This window comes from Thermaerobacter composti (genome assembly GCF_033582035.1).
Lineage (GTDB): Bacteria > Bacillota > Sulfobacillia > Thermaerobacterales > Thermaerobacteraceae > Thermaerobacter > Thermaerobacter composti.
Window position 1 is genome coordinate 1,601,874 of sequence record NZ_CP132508.1, and the last position, 21,847, is coordinate 1,623,720.

Here is a 21,847-nt window from a genome sequence, read left to right on the forward strand (position 1 = left end):
GGGCCAGGCCCGGGGCCGGCTGCACGCGGGGCTGCGCCTGCCGGGTCCGGCCCGCCGGCGAGGGGGCGGCGGGGACGGCCTGGGCCGTCCGGTGCGCCGTCGCGGCGGGCGCGCCGCCGGTCCGGTTCGCCGCCCGGAGAGGCGGGGCGACCGGGGGGGCAGACGACGAATCCGTGAGGAGGCGGACCTTGAACCAGCGCGTGCTTTTGATCCGGTACGGCGAGATCGGTCTCAAGGGCCGCAACCGGCCCCGGTTCGAGCAGGCCCTGGTGCGCCAGATCCGGCGCGCCCTGGCGCCGTGGCCCGAGGTAACGGTCTACCGCACGCCGGGACGGGTCTGGGTCGAACCGCCGGCCGACCTCGATCCCGCGCCCCTGCTCGAGGCGCTGCAGCGGGTGTTCGGCGTCGTCGCCGTCTCGCCGGCGGAGCGCGCGCCTCTGGACCTGGAGGCCATCGGCGAAGTCGCCCGACGGGTGCTGGAGGACGCCCTGGCGGACGCGACGCGGGCCGGCACCCCGCCCGGTCCCGCAGGCCCACCGGGGCTTGCCGCGGGCGATCGGGAAGGCGGCACCGCCGCGCTCTCCGCGTCCATGACGGCGGGCGGTGCCCCGGCCCCCGCCACCGGGGGAGGCCCCGCAGCGGCCCACGCCCCCGTGACCTTCAAGGTCGAGGCGCGACGGTCCAACAAGCGGTTCCCCCTGACGTCCATCGAGATCAACCGCGAACTGGGGAGCCGCCTGTTGGCTGCCCACCCCGAGCTCCGGGTGGACGTCCAGCGGCCCCAGATCACCGTCCACGTCGAGGTCCGCCACGATGGGGCCTACGTCTACGCCCGGTCGGTCCCCGGCCCGGGGGGTCTGCCGGTGGGCGTGACGGGTCGGGCGTGCGCCCTCCTGTCCGGCGGGATCGACAGCCCGGTGGCGGTCTGGATGGCGATGAAGCGCGGCCTGTCCGTCATCCCCGTCCACTTCCACAGCCCCCCGTTCACCAGCGAGCGGGCGCGGGAGAAGGTGGTCGACGTGACCCGGGTGCTGGCGCGGTGGGGCGGCCCGCTGCCGCTCTGGGTCGTCCACTTCACCGAGGTGCAGCGGGCCATCCAGCTGGAGTGCCCGCCCGAGTTGACCATCACCCTGATGCGCCGCATGATGTTCCGCATCGCCGAGCGCATCGCCGCCCGCGAGCGGGCTCTGGCGCTGGTGACGGGCGAGAGCCTGGGTCAGGTGGCCAGCCAGACCCTGGAGAGCATCCGCACCATCGCGGCGGTGACCACGTTGCCGGTCCTGCGCCCGCTGATCGGCATGGACAAGGCGGAGATCGTCGACCGCGCGCGGGCCATCGGCACGTACGAGATCTCGATCCTGCCCTACGAGGACTGCTGCACGCTGTTCGTCCCGGCCCATCCGGCCACGCGGCCCCGTCCCGAGCAGGCGGAGGCCGCGGAGGCCGTGCGTGACTGGGAGCCGCTTCTGGCGGAGGCGTTGGAGCGCAGCGAGCGGCTGGTGGTCGAACCGGCCGCCGGGGCCTTGGCCTAGCAGGGGGGGCTGGGACGGGTCTGGGGCTGGCCAAGTCAGGGCCAGGGCAGCCCAGGGCCGGGGCAGGGACCGGGACGGGGGCAGCGAGGGATCCGGGGCGGGATCGCGGACGGGGAACGGATCCAGGTTCGGCCGAACCGGCGCCATCGCCGCCCACCCCCTTCCCCCGCGCCGCGGGCCCATCTCGGGCGGGGACTGGGCCCGACCAGCGGGGAGCGTGCAGGGGCAGGGACAGGGACGCGCCACGCCAGGGACAAGGCGCGGCCAGGACCAACCAGGTGCGGGCGCAGGGGGGCCAGGACAGGGCGACGGAGGAGAAGAAGGTCAGGGTGGGGGCAGGACCGGGGGCAAGGGCAGGACGCCGGACGAGACGCGGGTCGGGGTTGGGACAGGATCAGGGGCAAGGGCCAGGGCGGCGGGAGCCAGCGTCAGGGTCAGGGTTCGGGCGGAACCGTAGGCGGGAAGGGCGGGCGGAACCTTGGGTGGGCGGGAAGGGCGGGCGGGCCGGGGTCGGCTGGACCCCGGCCCGCCCGCCCTACGCCTGGCCCTACGATGTGGCCACGCCGTCCCTGCCGCCCTTGGCGCCTCGGGACTCGACAGCGGCGCCTGGGGATCGGCCCGCGCCTCGCGGCATCCTCCTGCGACGGGCTTTCTAGCCCGTGCCGTTCGCCGAGCCGCCGGCCTCGGTGGCGCGGCCGCCCTTGCCGACCTCCGGGTGGGCTCGCGGGCGGCCGCGCCGGCCCCGCCGCCGGCCGCGGCGACGGCGCCGGCCGTCGCCGCGGCCGGCGGGATGCACCCCGTTGGCGGCAGCCGCCGCCTCCGCGGCGCCCGCCGGCCCGGCGGCCGGGCCCCCGGCCGGGGCCCGGCCGCCGGGCCGGGCCTCCGTGAGCACCAGGCCGTTGGTGGACGCCGCCGGCGGCCGCCCGTCGACCTGCCCCCCGGCCACCTCCTGGGTGGCGGCGGGTCGGGCCGGCCCCGGGCGGTACCCGCCGGGACCCTCCACCGTCAGCCGCAGCCCCTCTTCCAGGGCGCCCCCGAGGCCCAGCCGGTTCCCATGCCGATCGGTGACCACCAGCTTGCCGGCCACCGCGTCCTGGTAGACGGTCTCAGAATAGCGGAGCAGTGCATGGCGCACGCTGGCGCCGGGATAGACGTCCACCGGATGGTTGTTGACGAACACCCGCACGGCCGTCATCACCACCTTCCCACGGGCCCTCTCGCCCGGGCCGTGCCCTGTCGGAAATAACCTGTTCCGGCAATGCCCCCGGGTATCCGCCGCATCCATGCCGGCCCCGTCGGGCACCGCGCCGGACGCCGGGCCCCGGACGTCGCGGGTCCCGCAGCCCCCGCGGTCCCCGGCGACGACGCCCCCGGCCATGACGCCCCTCTTTCGACCGGCCGGGCTCCCTTCGAGCCCCGGCCGGCATCACCGGGCGGAGGCCGTCAGCGGCCGCCCCGCCGCCGGCGGGACCGACCCGGCGGCTGCCCGGCCGCGCGCAGGGTGACCGAGGGGTCTGCCCCCAAAACCGCCGGTGGAGGCGGCCGCCGCGGGCGTCGCCCCTCGGGTCGTCCCGTCGCCCGCGCCGGGGCCCAGGGGCCACCCGGGCATGCCCTCGGCCCGGTTCCGGTCAAAAGGCCTGCGCTCCATAGGCTTCGGCACGGCCGCCACCACGTCCTGCGCCCGGGGCCGGGCGCAGGGCATCGGCGATGGCCGCCCGCACCGCGGGGTCGTCCTCGCGCGCTCGCGCCTCGGCCAGTGCCCGCTGCGCGCACTCGCCGCCGATCCGGCCCAGGGCCCACGCCGCCAGGGCCCGCAGGTCCGGCCGGGGATCGTCCCGCAGCACCCTGACCAGGGCCGGCACGGCCGAACGGGCCGCCGGTCCCCGATTCCCGAGGGCGACCAGCGCATTCCGCTGCCACGTCTTGCGACCGCGCCACGCCCCGGTCAGCGAGCGGTAGCGCCGGCGGAACTCCGCCCGCCCCATCCGCAGCAGCGCCACCAGGTCGGGCCGGCCCGTCGCATCGGGCGGCCCATCGTCCGGGGCCGGGTCCCCGGCACGACGGGAGGCGTCGAGCTCGGGGCCTGCGGCCGCCTCCGCTGTCGGCGCCCGCCCACCACCGGCGCCTCCCGTCCGCGCCTGGGTCGGCGCGCCGGACGGCACCGGCGCGGCCGGGACCGAGGTCGTCCCGTTCCCCGCGCCTCCCGCCGGTGCCGTGTCGTCGGGCCGCAGCGCCGGGTGACCGGGGCCTGCAGACCGATTGTAGGGGCAGACCACCTGGCAGGCGTCGCAACCGTAGAGGCTCTGGCCCAGGGCGGCCCGTTCGTCCGGTGCCAGCATGCCCGGTTTCTGGCTGAGGAACGAGACGCACCGCCGCGGATCCAGCTGGCGCGGCCCGATGAAGGCCTGGGTCGGGCACGCCCGCAGGCACAGGTCGCAGTCCCCACAGGCGTCGGCCACGGGCTGATCGGGGGGCAAGGCGACGTCCGTCACCAACTCGCCGAGGAACACCCAGGAACCCCGGCCGGGCACGATCAGGCAGGCGTTCTTCCCCACCCAGCCCAGGCCGGCCCGCTCCGCCCAGGCTCGGTCGACCACGGGTCCGGTGTCGACCTGCACCGCCCAGCGGCACCCCGGGACCCGGGCCTCGAGCCAGCGCCCCAGCGCCTCCAGCCGCTGACGCATGACGTGCTGGTACGAGCGGGTCCGGCCGGCCGCCGCCACGTACCCGCGCAAGGGCGGACCGCCGTCCCCGCCATCCCGTGATCCCCCCGCGGCCCGCCCGTCGCGGCGGCGTCCCGTCCCGCCACCGGCCGCACGATCCCCGCCACCGGCCGCACGATCCTGGGCGGACGCGGGACGTGACGCCGTCCGGCGGCCGGGCGGGTCGTACGCCATGGCGACCGCCACCACCGAGCGCGCCCCGGGGAGCAACGTGGCTGGATCGGCGCGGCGCGCGGGGTCGGGGTCTTCCCAGGGAGTGGCCATGCCCCGTTCCTGCCGCCAGCGCAACAGGGCCTCGAGGTCGAGCAGGGGCGCGGCGGCGGCGACGCCCGCCGCCACGAAGCCGAGGCGCCGAGCCTCCGCCAGCAGGGCCGTCTTCAGCGCCGCCCTCGACTGGGCGGTGGCCTGCGCGTCCGCCACGGTGCACCGGCCCCCCCCACGACCATCGCAAGTCCATGATCGCCCCAGCCGTCGCGCACAAAAGGGCGGCCACCCACCCGGGTCGCCGCCCCGACCCCGTCTTTCTCCCATTGTACCGCCTACCGACTGGGGTGCCGACCTACCAGCGGGGACCGGCCGTGGGGAGGTCGCCCGCCAGCTGCTGCTCGGCCAGGGCGATCATCCGGCGGACCATCTGGCCGCCCAAGCGGCCGCCCAGGCGGCCGCCGATGGCGCCACAATCCCGGGTCGTCATCTCGCCCCAGCCCACCCGGCGGATGCGGTCGGCCAGGCCGAGCTCCTCGGCCACCTCCCACTTCTGCCGGTCCAGGGCCTCGTCGTAGGCGCGGGGCGAGATCGCCCCCGCCGGCACCAGCCCGAGCTCCTGGGCGACCTCCAACTTCAAGCGGTCCAGACCGGGCTCGGCCCCGGGGACCACCAGGCGGCCGGCGCCACGTCGTCTGGCCATGCGGGCACCACCTCGGCATCGGTTTCGGCCGCGAAAGACGGGCCATCCCTAGTTTGGGAGCCCTCGGCGCGGCGATGCCCGCGATATCTGGTGCCGTTGGGCGGGGCGGCCGGCCTGGGCGTCGCCGCCCCCCCACTCCCCTCGGGCCGGCCGCCCCTACTCGTCGTCCCCTCGCGCCCGTTCGCTGCCGTCGCGCGCGGTGGCGGCGCCCTCTCCCCGCGACGCGCGCCGCGGTGCCACCCTCTCCCCGCCTCGACTCACCCGGCCCCACCCTCGCCCCGCCCGGCTCGCCGTCGCGCGGGGAGACCACCGCCCGGCCCGTCCGCAGCCCGTCCTTCGCCGCGGCGCAGCGCCGGTTCGCGTCGCGCGCCGTGCGCGCCCGGCCTCCGCCAGCCCTTCTAGTCCGCCCCTGGGTCGCGGGGACGGAAGGCATACCACATCATCGGGTCGAAGGCGGCCACCCGCCGGCGCCAGCGACGTCGCGCCATCACGTGCCGGCGCCAGCGCACGCCGACCAAGAGCCCCAGCACCGCCGCCACGGCCAGGAGCGCCGGTTCCGCCCACCCCGCCAGCGCGTGCCGCGCCGCCGCCCAGGCGGGAGCGGCGGCGACGGAGGCGCCGCTGAGCAGTGGGATGCGGTCCACCACCTGATCGTCCACCCGCACCACTAGCGTGCCCACCCGCGTCCCCGCCGCCAGCGGCGCTCGCAGGGGCTCCGCGAGCTGCACCGCACGCTCCACCGCCGGAGCCGGTTCGTCCCGCGGCACCAGCCACCGCGATCCGTAGGCAGCCACCACGGGCACCCGGTCCCGCCGGCCGCCGTCCACCGGGACGCTGCCCACCGTCTCCCCACCCCGGACCAGCTGGAGCGGCTCGAAGTGGGCGAAGCCCCAGTCCATCAGGCGGGCCATGTCGCGGTACATGCCGGTCGGGTGGGCGCCCAGGAGCACGCCGATCAGCTCGACGCCGTCCCGCCGCGCCGAGGCCACCAGGGCGCCGCGGGCTGCGCGGGTGTAGCCGTTCTTGACCCCGGTGGCGCCCTCGTAGCGCCAGAGGAAGCGATTGTGGTTCTGCAGCACGCGCTCGGCCCGCTTCTCCGGCCAGGGCATGCGGTACTCGCGGGTGCCGACGATCCGGCGGAAGGTGGGGTTGGCCATGGCCACGCGGGCCAGGGTGGCCAGATCCCGGGCCGACGTGTAGTGATCACGGCTGGACAGGCCGTGGGGGTCGGCGAAGCGGGTGTGCCGAAGCCCCAGATCCCACGCCCGCTGGTTCATCCACCCGACGAACGTCTCCACCGACCCCGCCAGGCCCTCGGCGATGGCGACGGCGGCGTCGTTGGCCGAACGCAGCATCAGCCCGTAGAGCAGCTCCTCCAGCGTGCGGCGCTCCCCCAGGGCCAGGTACAGGCTCGAGCCCTCGACCCCGAAGGCGCGCTCCCCCGTGACGATCTCCTGCTCGAGGTCGCCCCGCTCGATGGCCAGCAGCGCGGTCATGATCTTCGTCGTGCTGGCCATGGGCATCGCCACGTCGGCGTTCCGCGCGTAGAGAACCTGTCCCGTCGCCCCGTCGACCAGGATCGCCGCCCGCGCGTCCTGGGGCGGGGGCGCGGGGACGGCGGACGATGGCGCCGCCGCCGTCTCCGCACGGCCGGTCGAGCCGCCCGCTTCGGTCCCCTGGACCGTCGCCGCGGCCGCCGCCGCGGCCCCAGCTTGACCGCGGCCCGGCGCCCCAGCCCCCTGCGCCACCGGGGTACCCCCCGGCAACGCCGCGACCAAGGGCGCCAGCGCCAGCGCGACCACCAGGGCCCACACCCCCAGCCGCCACGGTCCCTTCCCGGGGTCCCCCTCCCGTCCTGCGCCGCGGCTGCGACCGGAACCCGTCCAGGTCGCGCGGCGCCCGCCCCTGCCCGCACCCGACGACCGGCGCGGGCGGATCCCGGCCCTCCCCCCGATCGGGATCCGCCGGCGCCGGTGGCTTCGACCCGGCACCTCCCACGACACCTCCTTCGGCGAATCGCGCCCATCCGCTGCCCGGCGAGCCGTCGTGATCCGGCCCACCCTTCGCCGCGCTCCGGCGCATCCTTCGACACGCTTCGGCGAACCCGGCACCGGGCGCCCCATGGGGCGGCCCATCCGCGGGATGGTTGGGCGGACGGGCCGCGGGTTCCTGCTGCGCAACGGCACCATCGACGTGGCGAGCGCCGGCGCGCCGGACCCGCCGGCGCAGCGCGCGCCCCCGCCCGCCGCGGGGCGATGGCGTGCTCGAGATCCCGTGGGGGCGCTCGAGGTACCCCGAGGCAGCGGCGCGAGGAGAGGGACCGATGGCGGGGGCTCGGGCAACGCCGGTCCTCCGGCGCGGGCGGGCTCCCGGGGCGGGCTCCCGGGCCGGACGCCCGGGTGGCAGCCACGGGACCCGGCGGCTAGCGATTCGTCCGGCTTCGCCAGGGGCTGGCAGGAAGCGACGGGCCGGCCCGCATAGACTAAGGGATAACCGGCCCGGATCCCGTCCCGCCTGCCACGGGTCCGGGCGCCGACCCCGGATCCCCCACGCCGGCGGGGTTCGGGCCGCGGCCTCGGACCCCATGACGCCGCCAGGGGTCCGGGTCCCGTCGCGGGAGGTTGGCCCCATGGGCGGGCAGGGACAGCTGGCCATCTCGGTCGAGACCCATCCCACGGAGTTCCAACGCGTGCTGGATCAGGAGCGTCTGGTCTACACGGTGTTCCGTTCCCGCCAGCGCTGGGTGTTCCTGACGGACTTCGTGCCCCATCCGGCGGCCCAGGCGGCGTCCCGGTTCCTCCACACGGTGTTGCTCCCGGAGATGCTCCTGGAGCACCTGGACGCGCGCTACGGCACCGTCGACCCGGACGATCGCCTGACGGTGTGGCGGCAGAGCCTGCCCCTGCTGGAGCAGCCGCCCCTGGCCCGCGGCACGGCGGCCCTGCTGTTGCCCGAACTGGTGCAACACCGCCGGCTCAGCATCCTGGGCTGGCTGCGCTTCCGGGGGGAGCGGTTCCTGCGCGCGTTGGTGGCCGAACTGGCGCGGACGGGCCTGCAACAGCTGTGGCTGGAGCGGGCGTTGCGTCAATACCTGGGCGCCCTGCGCCCGGGCGAAGGGCCGCGGGAGCTGTGGGTCGAGGGCGTCGGTGCGCGGCTGGTGATCCGCGAGCCCGACGGCCCGCCCCTGTACCGCGAGTTCCTGCAGGGCCACCTGGATCCCCGCGTCCAGCTGGAGCGGGAGGACCTGGCCGTCGGCCTGTTGCGCGCCCTGGCGCCCCAGCGCATCCGCCTGCGCGGAACGCGGCGCGAGCTGGCGGAGAAGCTGCGCCAGGTGGGATTGACGGTCGAGGTGGAACCCGGCTCCGGCGGCGGCCCCCGGGGCTCCGGCGACGGCCGCCCCCACCCGGTCCAGCGCCGACGCCCGGCGCGCCCCGGCGCCGAGGGCGGCGGGGGATCCGCCGGGCGCTAACCGGCCCCTCGGCCGTGCCAGGCTGCTCCCGGGCAAGGTCCAGCCCGCCCCTCCACTGCAGCATACCGATCCCAGGCAAGGCCCCGATCCCGGGCCACGCCCCGATCGGCCATGGGCGGCGCCCATCCCCCGACAAGGCCTAGGATAAGGCCTCGACCGACCCGCGGCGGCGCCCGCCCCCGTCAAGGCCCCTCCCCCGGCAAGGCCTAGCCCGCCCCTTGGCCGCACCAGCCTCGGGCAAGGCGATGCACGGCCGCCCCCGGGGCCGCCTCAACCACCATCGCGCCCGCCGCTGGTTAGGCGCTGCCAAGGCCGGTTGGGCGCTGGAAAGCCGGTCGGGCACTGCCAAGCCGGTTGGGTGCTGCCAAGCCGCCTTCGCCCACACCAGGAGGTCACCGAGGAACCGGGACCCGCCGCCGGCGGCGTCCGGGTCCGCCATGGCGCCCCTCCTCCCCCCACAGCGCCCCGCCCCCGCGGCGGCGGCGAACCGACCGCCACCCATCGGCGGGATGGGCCCGGGAGCACGGACCCGCCGAGCCCACCCACCGACCCGCCGATGCACGACCCGCCCGCCTGCCCCCGGATGCGCGGCGCTCGCCCCGACGCGGCTGCAGCCCCCGGCGGCCGGGGCTATCGTCAGGCGGCCTCGTCACGGCGGTTCCAGATCCATGCCGCGCCCACCAGGTAGACCAGCCACTCCACGGGCGCCGGGCCGGCGGCCATCTGATCCCAGACGACGCGGGCGGCGCTGGCGGCGGCGACCACGGCCAGCAGCCGCAGCGGCTGGTGCCAGCGCCGCCAGCGCCAGTCGCGGCCCCACCGCCCGCCCCACGGCCATGCGCCGCGCCGCCCACCGGCCCGCAGCCAGACGGGACCCCGCGTCGACCGCCTCCCGGCCGTGCCCCGGCTCGCAGGTCGCGGCTCGATCACCAGCCGGCCGTATCGAGGATCGCGGCCGCCCGGCAGCACCCGAAAGCGGCGCCGCTGCTCCCGCTCGCACTCCGGGCAGTACCGGGCCCCCCGGTGCTCGGCCTCGAAGGTGCGACGGCACCGATAGCACTGGGCGAGATGCCTGGGGCCCATGGCGCTCCCCCCTGGCGCAACCCGGCGGATCGCGGACGGCACCGCGCCGGCCGCCCCGCCGCCCGACCGGCGCCACCCGTCCCGCACCCGTCCGTCACCTTCAGTTTAACCGCTGCCGCCGCGGGATCCTGCCACCGCGCCGTGCCCCTCGCCCGCCGCAGCCGCTACCGGCGGCCCCTCGGGCGCGGCCGCGATCCCCACGCGGTCCAGCGCGCCCCGATTCAGGTCGGGCAAGGGTAGGCGGTCGCCCCGCCAGACGGCGATGAGGTCGGCCAGCACGGCGCTGGCGGTGGCGTCGCCGCCGGCCCCCGGGCCGGCGAATCGGACCGTGCCCACGGGATCCGCTTCGATCAGGATCATGTTCTCGACCCCGGCGGCCTGCAGCAGCGGGTCGTCGGGGGGCAGCAGCTCCGGTTGGACGGTGAGGCTCGGCACCGCTCCCCGCCAGTCGGCGGTGGCGACCAACCGCCAACGGGACCGACTCTGGGCGCCGGACGCCGTCGCCTCCAGGGCCCGCCGGAAGGCCGGATCGTCCAGGCCGGTGCGGCGGACGCGGTTCCAGTCCACGGCTTCGCCCGTCACCAGCATCGCCAGGATCGCCAGCTTGCGGGCCGCGTCGCGGCCGGACAGGTCGTCGCTCGGGTCCGCCTCGGCATAGCCCGCCTCCTGGGCCGCCCGCACCGCCGCCTCCAGGGTGGCCCCCTGCGCCACCCGGGTCAGCACGTAGTTGCAGGTCCCGTTGAGCACCGCCCGCAGGCGCCGTACGCGGTTGGCCGCCAGGCACCGCAGCAGCGGGCGGATGATGGGCACGCCCCCGGCCACGGCGCCCTCGAAGGCCAGCTCCACCCCTCGGCGCCGGGCCAGGGCGGCCAGCTCCGCCAGGGATTCGGCCAGCAGCGCCTTGTTGGCCGTGATCACCGGGCGGCCGGCCTCCAGGGCGCGGCTCACGTACCGGCGGGCCGGCTCGACCCCGCCGATCAGCTCGATGACCACGTCCACCTCGGGATCGCGCAGCACCCGCTCGGGATCGGTGGTCAGCAGGGAGCGGTCGACCCGGATCGCTCGCGGCTTCTCCGGGTGGCGGACCAGCACCCACTTCAGCCGCGGCACGCCGCCGAGGCGCGCCACCAGCCACGGGGGTGGGCTGAGCAGCCGCCGCGCCACGGCGCTCCCGACCGTCCCCAGCCCCAGCAGGGCCACCGTCGGTCCCTTCACGGGCGCCCCTCCCCCACGGCCACGGCCGCCCCCTCTTCGAGACCGGCGGCGTCCTGGCCGGGTTCGTCCAACCAGTCCATGACCCGCTGGGCGACGCCCGCGGCGTCCACCAGGAAGCTGTCGTGGCCCCAGGGCGCCCGCCACACGTGCCAGGTGACGTCCTTGCCGGCCCGCCGCAGCGCGCGCACCAGCCGGCGCTGCTCCTCCACCGGGTACAGCAGGTCCGAGGCGATGCTGAGCACGTAGACGCGTCCCCGCACGCGGGCCACGGCCTGGTCCAGCCCCCCGCGGTCGCGGCCCACGTCGTGCAGGTCCATGGCCCGGGTCAACGTCACGTAGCTGGCGGCGTCGAACCGGCGCACCAGCTTCTCCCCCTGGTAGTGCAGGTAGCTCTCGATCTGGAAGCGGAAGCGCTCCGCCTCGTTGCGGGGCGCGGTGGCGTAGAGGCCGATCCGCGCCGCCACCGGGTCGTCGTCCGGCGGCACCGCGTCGCGGCCGAAGCGGGCCGCCCACTCGTCCCGGCCCCGATAGGTGGCCATGGCGATCATCCGGGCCAGGGCCAGCCCGCGCCGGGGCGGCCGCTCGGGCGGGTAGTCGCCGCCCTGCCACGCGGGATCGGCGAAGATCGCCTGGCGCTGCGCCTCGTTCCAGGCGATGGCGTGGGGCGACGAGGCGGGCGGTGCCGCCAGCACGGCCACGGCGTCGACCCGGTCCGGGTACGAAACCGCCCACTCCAGGGCCTGCATGCCCCCCAGCGAACCGCCGACCACCAGGGCCAGGCGATCGATGCCCAGGGCATCCAGCAGCCGGCGCTGGGCGTGGACCATGTCCCGCACCGTGACGGTCGGGAAGCGACCGCCCCAGCGCGCCTCCGGCACCTTCGGGTCCACCGGGCTGCTCGGGCCCGTCGAGCCGTAGCAGCTGCCGAGGACGTTGCTGCAGAGGACGAACCAGCGACGGGTGTCGATGGGGCGTCCGGGTCCCACGGCCGCCTCCCACCACCCCGGTCGATCCTGCGGGTCGTGGGCGGCGACGTGGGCGTCCCCGGTGAGGGCGTGACAGACGAGGATGGCGTTCTTCCGCTGGGGATCCCACCGGCCCCAGGTCTCGAAGGCCAGCTCGACCCGGGGCAGGCTGCCGCCCTGTTCCAGCGGCAGCGGACCCACCTCCAATCGGCCGCGACAGGGAATCACCGCGTCCCCCTCCCTCCCGCGCCCGCTCCCTGAAGGGGTTCCGGATAACAAATACCCCTCCCGAGAGGGAAGGGCCGAAAGGATCTCCGGCGCCCTCTCATCTCTCAGGACCCGTGCGGATCCTGCAGGAATTGGCACCTTACCGGCCGCCAAGGCACGGCCGGCGGTTGCCGGGCTTCATTGGGCCAGTCCCTCCGCCACTCTGGATAAGAGAGCAGACGCGCTCGGTTGTCATGACTGTTGAAAGTGATGCTACCACGGGCGCCCGGGCGGGTCAATCACCTGGAGCCTCCTCGGCACCCCGGGCCGATCCGGTTCGTCCGCAATGCAGCGGAGGTACCCCTCCACCGGCCCCGGCTCCACCGGTGCCGCCGCGGGATGGGGACGTCGCCGGGCCAGGAGCCGCAACACCTGCAGGCGACCCTGGCCGGCCCGGGCCGGTTCGTCCCGCCGGCCGGTCACGACGAACCGGCGGCGCAACCGCTCGAGGGCGGGATCGCCGGGGGGCAGGCAGAGCTCCCAGACCCAGCCCGCCGCCCAGGCCGCCAGTTGACTCGGCGTCCCCAGGAACCGCACGGTGCCCCGCTTCAAGACCAGCACGCGGTCGGCGACCTCCGTCAGCTCCCGCAACCCGTGCCCGCCCACGATCACGACCCGCTCCCGCGCCAGCAGGCGGAGGCGGCGAAACAGCTGCTGGCGGCCGCATTCGTCGAGGGCCACCGCCGGTTCGTCCAGGATCAGGATGTCGGGGTCGGCGAGCAGCGCCTGGGCCAGGAAGAAGCGCTGGCGCCAGCCGCGGGAGAGGGTCGCCAGCGGACGGGAGGCGACGGAGGCCAGACCCCACTCCTCGGCCACTTCGGTGACCCGCTCGTCCACCAGGGCGTCCGGGATCCCCTTGAGCCGGGCGAGGTAGCGCAGGGCCGCCGCCACCGTCTGGCCGGGATACACGCTCAGGTCCTGGGGCTTGTACCCCATCTGCCACCGGTAGGCAGCAGGGTCGTCCGCGATCTCCCGCCCCTGCCAGCGCACGCAGCCGCGGGAGGGCGGAAGGACGCCCGCGAGGACGCGCAGCAGGGTGGTCTTGCCCGCGCCGTTGGGCCCCACCACGGCCAGGATGCCGGGGCCTGCGCCCAGGCTGACGTTCCGCAGCACCGGCCGCCATCCGTAGCGCTTCTCCAGCCGGATCGCTTCCAGGTACACGCCACCCAGCTCCCGGGTCGGGGGCCACCAGCCCCGATGCCTTTCCGTCGGCGATGGCGATCCTTCAGCCCGGTTGGGCGGGAGTGGACACCGTCAGTCCCTTGGCGCGGGGGTGGTGGCAGGACGCGCCCCCGTCCGCACCCAAAGGAACGCCCAGACGACCGCCGTGACGGCCAGCAGCAGGACCTTGCCCTGCCACCAGGCGCCCGTTCCCGGCGGCGCCGCCAGGGCCCACACCAGCCCGCTCCCCGCGCCCGGCGGCGCCAGCTGCCGCCAGACCATCGCGGCCCAGAGGGTCATGGCCGCCGCCGGGCCGGTCACCCCGCCCCAGCGCAGGGACAGGACGAAGGCCACCGTGCCCAGGAACAGGAACGGGGCCAGCCAGGCCAACAGCAGGGCCGCGATGTGGACGCCACCGGCAGCGGCCGGTCCCCCCAGGTGCAACGCCAGGGTCGCCAGCGCCAGGAGGATCGCGTCGTAGAGGGTCACCAGGACGAACCGGCCCAACGCCAAGGCCAGCGGATCCACGGGACAGGCCCGTTCCGCCTCCCCCAGGCCGGTGCCCGACCCCCGGAACGCCACCGCCACCCCGCCCACGGCCAGCAGGGGTGCCACCCAGAGGAAGAACGGCACGGACTGGCGCGCCGCGGCCACCAGCAGCAAGGTGGCCGCGAGGGCGGCCGAGCCGAGCCAGAAGGACCGCCCCAGCAACGTGACCTGCGGGCGCAGGACGGCCAAGAGGCCCATCGCGCCGGGCATGCCCGAGCCACCGGTGGCCACCAGGCGCCGGCGGAAGCGCGGGCGGTCCCCGTGGGCCAGGACGGGGCGAAGGCTGTCCAGCAGCCGCTCCGTCATGGCCGGCGTGGGATGGGGGACCGCGTCCTGCGCCAGCCAGGCCAGCACGGTCTCCAGCTGCTCCGGGGACAACCCCCCGGGGACGTCGCCCAGCTCTGCGACGATGGCGTCCCGCAGGCGCCGGATCTGCTCGCCATCGACGGTCCGATCCCGCAGCCGGTCGCTCATCGCGGCCCGACCCCCTCGCGCCAACCGGTCCGGGAGCGCCGGCCATCTCCCGCCGCTCGGCCTCGCCCGCCCGTCTCCGACGGCCTCCGGTGGGGTCGATCGGGCCGGCCGGCCGGGGCGGCTCCCTGCAGCCGGGCGTGCAGGGCCCGCAGGCCGTAGTGCAGCCGCGACTTGACGGTGCCCACCGGCGTACCCAGGATGTCCGCGATCTCCGGCAGCGACAGGTCATGGTAGAAGCGCAGGACGATCACGGCGCGCTGGGCGGGCGGCAGCTCTTGGAGTGCCACCCAGACCCGCTGGCGCTGTTCCTTGCCCTCCAGGACCTCGGCGAGGGAGATGACCCGTCCCCGCGGCGCCTCGGACTCGGCCGACGGGATGCCGGTGTCGCCCCCCGCCACCTCCCGCCGGCAGGCGGCCTTTTGCCAATCGAGGATGCGCCGGGTCAGCACGCGGAAGAGCCACTGCTTCAGCGCACCGGGCTGCTGCACCGTATGCCCCTTCTCCAGGAGCGTCACGAAGGTCTCCTGCACCAGGTCCTGGGCGGCGTGGTAGTCCCGGGTGCACCGCCAGGCGTAGGCCCAGAGCGGCCCGTGATAGCGGCGGACCAGCGCCTCCAGCGAGCTTTGGCTCCCTTCCTGCAGTTGCCGCCAGAGCTCCCCGTCCGTGGGCTGCGCTTCTCGCGTCACCGCAGCCAGCGCTCCTCTCTGCGGAAGCCCAGCGAGGTAAGGACCGCCACCGCCACGGCACCCCCGACCAGCCATCGGCGGTTGGCCGCGTAGTCCAGCGCCAGCGGTCCCGCACGCAGGTACAGGACGCTCAGCGGGTCGACCAGCGTGCCGCTGGAGGCCAGGTCGGCAAGCCAGAAGGCGCTGGCCGCCATGATCCCCCATAGGCTCGCCCGTCCCAGCAACGTCCCCGCCAGGCTCAGCGCGGCCAGCCACAGGGCCGGTGGCACCAGCAGCACCAGCACGTCCGACGCTTGCCAGCGAATCCCCGCCGGCGCGACCGCCGCCGGGTGGGCCGGGTGCCAAGTCGCGGCGGCCGTTGCCGCCCAGGCCCCCACCGCCACCAGCCAGACGACACCGGCCGTGATCGTGCGCACGAGCAGCAGCCGCGTGGCGCCCCCGGGCAGCGAGAGCCGCCACGGGATGGTGCCCTCCTCCCAGTCGCGGCCGGTCACCGTCGCCGTGATGGCGGCGCCCAGCAGCGGGAGAACGAGTTCCATCCCACCCAGGACGAAAGGGGCCGTCAACGGCCCGTTGCGCTCCCGCCAGGCGAGGACCGCCGTCCAGGTGGCCCAGCTCAGGACGACGAGCACCGGCACATCCCGGTCCACGGCCACCCGCAGTTCGTAGAACCAGCGGCGGCGGTAGGGCCGCGAAGGACTTCGCGAACCGATCACCGCCGCTCCTCCTCCCCATGGAGCCGACCGGGTGCGACGCTCCGGCTCAAGCGTTCCCGTGCCTTGGCGGTGATGGCCTCGGCCCCCGGCAACGCCTCCACGGCCTGCAGGAAGCGCTCGATCCGGCTCTGCAACGCATTCGCCAGCGCAGGTCCCGGATCGGCCTCGGGCCCGGCGGGCTCCCGCACCGTCCGCAGGGCGGCCAGACCGGCCTCGACGAAGTGGCGATGGACCGCCCCCACGATCCGGCGCGCCGCGTCTTCGCCCACGCGGGCGGCGACCTCGTCCAGGGTGAGGAACACGGTCGCAGCCACCGGATCCACCACGTCCAGACCCTGCCGCACGCGGTCTCGCACATCGGGGAACGGCCCGGACCGCGGCGTCCCCTCCGCCGCCTCCTGCACCAAGGCCAACGCCTTGGCCCGGATGGCACGGGGGTCTCGAGCCTGGACCATGTGATACCGGACGTTGAGGAACTGGACCGTCCCCAGCTCCACCGACGTGAAGACCACCCGCGTACGGCCGCCTGGACCCGAGACCACCCGGACCGATTCCGCCAGCGGGGCGGCACCCAGCTGGCCGTCGCCTCCCCACCTAAGGGCCAAGGCTAGGGCGTCGGCCAGCCGCTGGCGGCCAGGATCGTCCGTCCCCCGATCCGCCGACGCGAACGACAACAGCTCGTGCTCCCGGACGACCAGCACACCGGGCACCACGAAGGGCTCGGGCACCTCCACCACCACCGGCCGGGGTGTGAGATCGGGGTGCCACCGCGGGGGACCGAGCCAACGGCGATGGTGGTCGACGCGCTGGGCGACCGCCTCCAGCAGCGGGTCCAGCGCGCGGACGTGGTACGGGTGGGCGTAACCTTGGAAGGAGCCGTGCTTCCTGCGGACATAGGTCGCCCCGAAGATCCGCAATTCCCCTGCCCGACCTGCCAGCTGCACCTTCCGGCGCCCGCCGGGAGCCACCGCCTCCGCGACGGACGGCACGTTGCCGATCACCGTGAAGCCGGCAGGCATGGTGACCGTCACGTCCCACCGGGTGCCGTCGGGCGGAGCGGCGAGATCCGGGTAGTAGAGGTGCTCCAGGACCGGCGGGCCGCCTGGGGTGAGCCGCCATGGGCGGTCCGGCCGGTAGTGACAGGTGTAGCGGACCCGGCCGCCGAAGGTCTCGCCCGGGGCCAGGGGAGCCGGCGGGATGAGCTCCGTTCGGCTGCCGGCCAGGGGGCGAACCGGATCCGGGGACGTGGCCCTGGGCGCCGCTCCTTCCACGACGCAGGTCGGTCCGAGGTGGACCGGGATGGACCGGAGCGGTGCCGCGCCAACATTGCGGACGAGCACGTCGGCCTGCGCCCGGTAGCGGGAGCGGTCCTCCTCCAGCTGGACCTGGAGCGTGAGGTGCTCCGCCACCACGGGGGCACGGTCCGCGGCGGGCGCTCCCTGTTGACCCCCGGCTGCCTGAGCCTGGGCGGGCTGCGGCACGTTCCGGAAGCCTGGCCCGATCACCTGTTGCCAGTCCAGATACGCGCGGCCCGCGAGGCCCGCAGCCAGGAGAAGCAGACCCGCGGCTCCGGCCAGCATCCACCGGCGGCGCGGCAAGCCGGCAGTCCCCGCCTCCCGGCGCGGGTGGTAGGTCAGGGCGGCCAGCACGAGCCCCAGCACGGCGAGATCCAACTGGACGAAGCGGCGCCAGAAGTTCAGCGGCTCGTAGGGATAGAGCCCGCTGACCGCCGACGGCTGCAGGAAGATCCCTCGCGGGGGTACGCCCGCCGGCAGGGCCGCCGCCGCGGCCGGCAGGTACGACGTCACCGGCGATGTGGGCATGGCCGTCAACGCCCACAGAACGGGCACGAGTCCATAGGTCAGCAGGGAGGACAGGGGCAAGGCGCCCAGCAGGGTACCGAGGGTGTGGAGCAGGCTGACGCCCGGCAGGAAGTGGCCCCCGTAAAAGGTGGCCAATATCGCGGCCTGCACCGGGGCGTCTCCCTGCGCCGCCTGGAAGAGCGTCGCCACCACGAAGAGCTCCAGGCCGGCCAGACCCCAGGCGAGAAGGCCACCCAGCCAACGGGCCGTCACCCACTCCGCGTTGGAGACGGGCAGACTGTCCACCCACTCCCTATCCTGGGATCCCCGGTCACGCCCCATGGCCGCCGCGGAGGCGAAGAGGACGATGAGGCCGCCAAAGGACAGGCCGTCCCTCAGCAGTTGCCAGGACACGTCCTGGCTGGTCAGGATCGGCGGGACGGGCGCTCTCAAGGGCAACCCCCAGAGATGCATGGCGGCCAGCGCCAGCCAGAAGCCGCCGCTGCGCAACCAGAGGCAGAGCTCCTTCCCCGCCAGAGCCAGGAAGCGGCGCCAGCGTCGGCCGCCCGGATGGATCGTCGGCGCCGCTGCGGATCCCCTCATCCCTCACCCTCCGCCAAGACACCGGACACCAGCCCCACGTAGGCGTCCTCCAGCGTCGGTTCGGCGGGAACGCCAAGGCCGCCGGGATTCTGTCCGGCCACCACCCGGGCGGCCACGCCTGCGCCCGCGGGCCGGACCTTGACCACCGCCATCTCGCCCGGAAGCCGCTGCAGCTCCGTCTCCGACGCCCGGACTTCCCATACGCGGCCCCGCACCCGGGACACCAGCTCCGCGGCGGAGCCGGCAAACAGGAGCCGGCCCTCCCTCAGCACCGCCAGCCGGCTGCAGGTGGCGGCCACGTCGGCCACCACGTGGGTGGAGAACACGATGGTCCGGGTCCGGCCGAGCTCCGCCAGCAGGTCCAGGAACCGCAGGTGTTCCTCCGGATCGAGGCCGGCCGTCGGTTCGTCCACCACGAGGAAGGGAGGGTCGGCCAGCAACGCCTGGGCGACGGCCAGGCGCCGGCGCATGCCGCCGGAATAGGTGCCGCAGAGGCGGTGGGCCGCGTCCAGCAGGTTGACCCGTTCCAGCACCTCCTGGACGCGCCGCCGCCGCACCGCAGGATCCTCGAGGCCGCGCAAGAGGGCCACGTAGTCCAGGAACTCCCGTCCCGTCAACCGGCGATAGACGGCGAACTCCTGGGGGACGTACCCCAGGAGCCGGCGTACGGCCTCCTTTCCACGGGGCAGGCGGTGACCGGCGATGGCGAGGGTGCCCTCGCTGGGATCGAGCACCGTGGCCAGGATGCGCAGCAGGGTGGTCTTCCCGGCCCCGTTGGGTCCCAGCAGGCCGAAGATCCCCGGCCCGATGGTGAGGTCCACCTTCTCCAGCGCGGTGACCCGGCCGAAGCGTTTCGCCAGCCCTCTCGCCTCGACCACGACGCCTCCAGTCCCTGGCTCACCGGCCATGGACGCACCTCCCTCCGCCGCACCTGCCGAATCATCGGACCGTTCCAAGGACGAGACGGGGCACCCATCGGTTCAAACGAGACAAGGGGGCAGGGCCCCGGGGGTCGGCACCGCGGTGGGAGAACGGCGCGTCCGACCGGGAATGGGGGGGACGACGCGGCGTGATCTACGATTTCGCTGTTGGATTGCCCATGTTACGTTGTCCATGGGGTTCGCTGGCTTTCACGGAACCCGTCGCACGAAGCCGGACGCTGGGTGAGGGAACCCCCATGGGAGGGGATCGGTCCCGTGGACCCAAAGTCCCAAGCCCAACTCCTCAAGGAGGCCTTCAGGAAGCCCCCGGGCCCGTGGGAGTGGTTGCTGGAGGGGTTAGCCTTTCTGGCGATGGCGGCCACCTGGGCCGTTGTTCTGGTGGCGTGGTCCCACCTACCCGACCAGATCCCCACCCACTTCGGCCTCGGCGGCGAACCCGACGCCTACGGCCCGCGTCGCTCGCTGTTCCTCCTGGTGGGCGTCCAGCTGGCCATCTGGGTCGGGATGACGCTGCTCATCCTCCTGGTACCCCGCGGAACCATCAACTGGCCTGGGGAGATCACGGAAACCAATGCGCAGCGCGTGGCCACGTCGATACGCGGCATGTTGCGGGGTATGAAGGCCTTCGTGGTCGTACTCCTCGGCTTCCTCGCGCTGGAGACGGTGCTCATCGGCCTTGGACGCCAAGCGAGGCTGGCCGATTGGCTCCTGCCAGTCGCGTTGATCTTGCCGCCCTTCATGCTGGCGGTCGGTCTGGCCTACGGCCTGTCGGGTCCGGAACCCGGCTACGGGCAGGGCACCGGGGGCAAGGGCGGAACTTCGGGGACCGCCGGGCGTCGATCCCCGGCGGTAGGCCAGCCCCGTCGAGGACGCCAGACCCTGTTCTGGAGCTTGGTGCTCCTGGCCCTGCTGGCGCTGGCCTCGTGGGCTCCCATCTGGATCGTGCAGGAGTGGGGATGGGCACCCGACCGATCCACCGCCCTGGCCGTCGGCACGATGATGGTGCTGGTGGGCCTTACCATGCCCTTCGTTCCGCCGAACCCGTGGATCGGGATCCGCACGTCGAGGACGCTCTCCGACAGGCGGGTGTGGGCGGAGACGCACCGGTTGAGCTCCCTGGTGTGGGTGGCCGGCGGGGTGCTGCTCGCAGCCATGGGAGTGGCCGGCTGGAACCCGCTGGTGGCCCTCATCGTCATCGTGGCGGCGGTCGTAGCCGTCTCGGCGGCCGTCTCCTACGCCGTGACCAAGCGGGTCCAGAGGCAGTGACATCCCGGCCCGCGGAGGCTGGAGTGCACGCCACCAGCTGCCCCCGCGAGGCTTGCCTGAAGCGGCGGCCGGCCGCCATTCCGACGACGGGTCCAGCACCGGGACGCATCCCCTCGCCGGGTCATCCCGTTCCCCGCGCACGTCCCCCAGGGAGACGGGGCGCCCGCCGGCTGAGCCACCGCTGGGTGCCCTCGGACGGATCCATGCCCTGGTGCTGCGCGGCGGATCGATCCACCGCCTCCCCCGGGCCGGCCCATGGCGCAGGGCGGCGCCCTGCCGGCGCGCCCGTCCCGCGGCCGCGGCCACGCCTAGGGGAGAGGTCGCCCCATTCCCCGGTCGGCCGCCGAGGGCCCGATGGACCGGGCGGGCCGCAGCCACCCGGGCACGTAGCTCCACGCGCCGCGCAGTCGGCGCCGGTGCTCGGCGGCCCGGGGGTCGTGGCGGTGGACCAGCCGCCAGAAGGCCGGTCCGTGGTGGAGGTGCACCGTGTGGCAGAGTTCGTGGATCAGCACGTGCTCCACCAGCTCCGGCGGCAGGAACAGCAGCTTGAGGCTGAGCCGCACGTGGCCCGCGGCCGAGCAGCTCCCCCACCGGGTCTTGGGACATCCGACGGACGAACCGGCCAGCCGGAACCCGCGTTCCCGCGCCAGCCGCTCCAGCCAGGGCAGGAGGCCCGCCCGCGCCCGACCGGCCAGCCAGCGCCGCAGGAACGGGGCCCACCCCACCGGCCCCCGGCGCACCAGGGGTGCCGGGATCCAGACCTGGCCGGCCAGCGTCAGGCCGGCCGGCACCGACCGGGCGTCGGCGAGCCCGTCCGTCGCGGCCGGCCGTCCGCGGGCGGCGTCCACGCCCACCGCCCAAGCCTCGCCCAGGGCTCGCAGCAGCAGCCAGCGCGGCAGGCCGTCGTCCGCGTCGAGGGCCGTGTCGGGCAGGGCCCCGGCGCGCCGCGCCTGCTGCTCGAGCCGACGCCGCGCCCGCCGGATCCAGGCCGCATGCTCGGCCACCACCTGGGGGATCCGCGGCAGGGCAAAGCCTCGCGGCACCACGACCACCAGGCCCTCGGCGGGGGACATCACCAGGCGCACCCGTCGGGCCCGGGCACTGACCCGCACCGTGTAGGGCGGGAGCGGGTCGACCCCCTGCCGCCGCAGCCCGTCGCCCTCCCCCGGCGGCCCGTCGCCCTCCCGCCGGGGCCTGCCACCGCACCGTCGGTCCCGCTGGGAAGCCTCCATCCCCTGGATCGCCCCCTTGCCCGGGCCGGGCGGGGCGCCCCACCCGGCCCGCGGGCACCCCGCCCGGGCAGGCGGCGGCGCCGTCGGCCATCGCCTCGGTCCCCTGGTTCGCGCCCTGCCTCTCCCCTCCTTGTGGACAACCGGCTGCCCGGGGGGCCCGCGGGCCCGGGAGGACGCCGCAGCCGCCGGTGCGGACGAACGACGCGGGTCCGGGGGCGTCGGCTCGCGGGAGCCGACGCCCCCGGACCCGGCGCAT

17 protein-coding genes and 1 riboswitch are annotated in these 21,847 nt (G+C 75.4%); of the genes, 3 read left to right on the forward strand and 14 right to left on the reverse strand.

Features of this window, described 5'->3' with window-relative positions; genetic code table 11:
• Positions 1-188: 188 nt before the first annotated feature.
• Positions 189-1,532, forward strand: coding sequence for a tRNA uracil 4-sulfurtransferase ThiI (thiI, locus tag Q5761_RS06540; protein ID WP_318749956.1), 1,344 nt, complete (start codon positions 189-191; stop codon positions 1,530-1,532).
• Positions 1,533-2,184: 652 nt separating this feature from the next.
• On the opposite strand, the gene Q5761_RS06545 is transcribed toward thiI, so the two are convergent.
• The 4 genes from Q5761_RS06545 to Q5761_RS06560 all read right to left on the reverse strand — a co-directional run bounded on the left by Q5761_RS06545 (position 2,185) and on the right by Q5761_RS06560 (position 6,964).
• Positions 2,185-2,727, reverse strand: a complete 543-nt coding sequence (locus tag Q5761_RS06545) for a hypothetical protein (protein WP_243123319.1) — start codon at positions 2,725-2,727, stop codon at positions 2,185-2,187.
• A gap of 433 nt (positions 2,728-3,160) precedes the next feature.
• Entirely contained in the window at positions 3,161-4,675 is a 1,515-nt protein-coding gene (gene queG / locus Q5761_RS06550) for a tRNA epoxyqueuosine(34) reductase QueG (RefSeq protein WP_318749957.1), read from the reverse strand.
• Positions 4,676-4,814: 139 nt separating this feature from the next.
• The gene (locus Q5761_RS06555) at positions 4,815-5,162 is read right to left on the reverse strand and encodes an alpha/beta-type small acid-soluble spore protein (protein ID WP_135225541.1); all 348 of its coding nucleotides are present in this window, start codon (positions 5,160-5,162) and stop codon (positions 4,815-4,817) included.
• A gap of 398 nt (positions 5,163-5,560) precedes the next feature.
• Positions 5,561-6,964, reverse strand: a complete 1,404-nt coding sequence (locus Q5761_RS06560; RefSeq protein WP_318749958.1) for a D-alanyl-D-alanine carboxypeptidase family protein — start codon at positions 6,962-6,964, stop codon at positions 5,561-5,563.
• Between the two features lie 827 nt (positions 6,965-7,791).
• Here Q5761_RS06560 and Q5761_RS06565 point away from each other — a divergent pair.
• Positions 7,792-8,631 carry a hypothetical protein gene (locus tag Q5761_RS06565; protein WP_135225542.1) on the forward strand — a complete coding sequence of 280 codons (840 nt, stop codon included), beginning with the start codon at positions 7,792-7,794 and terminating at the stop codon, positions 8,629-8,631.
• Positions 8,632-9,267: 636 nt separating this feature from the next.
• Here the strand turns inward: Q5761_RS06565 and Q5761_RS06570 are convergent.
• From Q5761_RS06570 to Q5761_RS06610, 9 genes are all read right to left on the reverse strand, one after another.
• Complete coding sequence (locus tag Q5761_RS06570) at positions 9,268-9,714, reverse strand: hypothetical protein (protein ID WP_135225543.1); 447 nt, start codon at positions 9,712-9,714, stop codon at positions 9,268-9,270.
• A gap of 105 nt (positions 9,715-9,819) precedes the next feature.
• On the reverse strand, positions 9,820-10,929 hold the full coding sequence (locus tag Q5761_RS06575; protein ID WP_135225544.1) for a homoserine dehydrogenase: 1,110 nt from the start codon (positions 10,927-10,929) through the stop codon (positions 9,820-9,822).
• On the reverse strand, positions 10,926-12,122 hold the full coding sequence (gene metX, locus Q5761_RS06580) for a homoserine O-acetyltransferase MetX (RefSeq protein ID WP_135225545.1): 1,197 nt from the start codon (positions 12,120-12,122) through the stop codon (positions 10,926-10,928). The genes Q5761_RS06575 and metX overlap by 4 nt, the downstream gene beginning before the upstream one ends.
• A gap of 94 nt (positions 12,123-12,216) precedes the next feature.
• Positions 12,217-12,335: riboswitch (SAM riboswitch) on the reverse strand.
• A gap of 39 nt (positions 12,336-12,374) precedes the next feature.
• Entirely contained in the window at positions 12,375-13,322 is a 948-nt protein-coding gene (locus Q5761_RS06585; protein ID WP_167758911.1) for an ABC transporter ATP-binding protein, read from the reverse strand.
• A 93-nt stretch (positions 13,323-13,415) separates the two neighbouring features.
• Positions 13,416-14,345 (reverse strand): hypothetical protein, encoded by a 930-nt coding sequence (locus Q5761_RS06590; RefSeq protein WP_135225547.1) that lies wholly within the window; start codon positions 14,343-14,345, stop codon positions 13,416-13,418.
• A complete protein-coding gene (locus tag Q5761_RS06595; RefSeq protein ID WP_167758912.1) occupies positions 14,342-15,031 on the reverse strand; it encodes an RNA polymerase sigma factor in 690 nt (229 codons plus the stop codon). The genes Q5761_RS06590 and Q5761_RS06595 overlap by 4 nt, the downstream gene beginning before the upstream one ends.
• Positions 15,028-15,747 (reverse strand): hypothetical protein, encoded by a 720-nt coding sequence (locus tag Q5761_RS06600; RefSeq protein WP_167758913.1) that lies wholly within the window; start codon positions 15,745-15,747, stop codon positions 15,028-15,030. The genes Q5761_RS06595 and Q5761_RS06600 overlap by 4 nt, the downstream gene beginning before the upstream one ends.
• Positions 15,744-18,152 (reverse strand): hypothetical protein, encoded by a 2,409-nt coding sequence (locus Q5761_RS06605; protein WP_135225549.1) that lies wholly within the window; start codon positions 18,150-18,152, stop codon positions 15,744-15,746. Before Q5761_RS06605 ends, Q5761_RS06600 begins: the two co-directional genes overlap by 4 nt.
• Entirely contained in the window at positions 18,149-19,060 is a 912-nt protein-coding gene (locus Q5761_RS06610; protein WP_135225550.1) for an ABC transporter ATP-binding protein, read from the reverse strand. Before Q5761_RS06610 ends, Q5761_RS06605 begins: the two co-directional genes overlap by 4 nt.
• A gap of 288 nt (positions 19,061-19,348) precedes the next feature.
• On the opposite strand from Q5761_RS06610, the gene Q5761_RS06615 reads away from it, so the two are divergent.
• Complete coding sequence (locus Q5761_RS06615; RefSeq protein WP_318749959.1) at positions 19,349-20,359, forward strand: DUF1648 domain-containing protein; 1,011 nt, start codon at positions 19,349-19,351, stop codon at positions 20,357-20,359.
• Between the two features lie 308 nt (positions 20,360-20,667).
• Here the strand turns inward: Q5761_RS06615 and Q5761_RS06620 are convergent, their stop codons facing one another.
• A complete protein-coding gene (locus tag Q5761_RS06620) occupies positions 20,668-21,591 on the reverse strand; it encodes a YgjP-like metallopeptidase domain-containing protein (RefSeq protein ID WP_318749960.1) in 924 nt (307 codons plus the stop codon).
• Between the last annotated feature and the right edge of the window lie 256 nt (positions 21,592-21,847).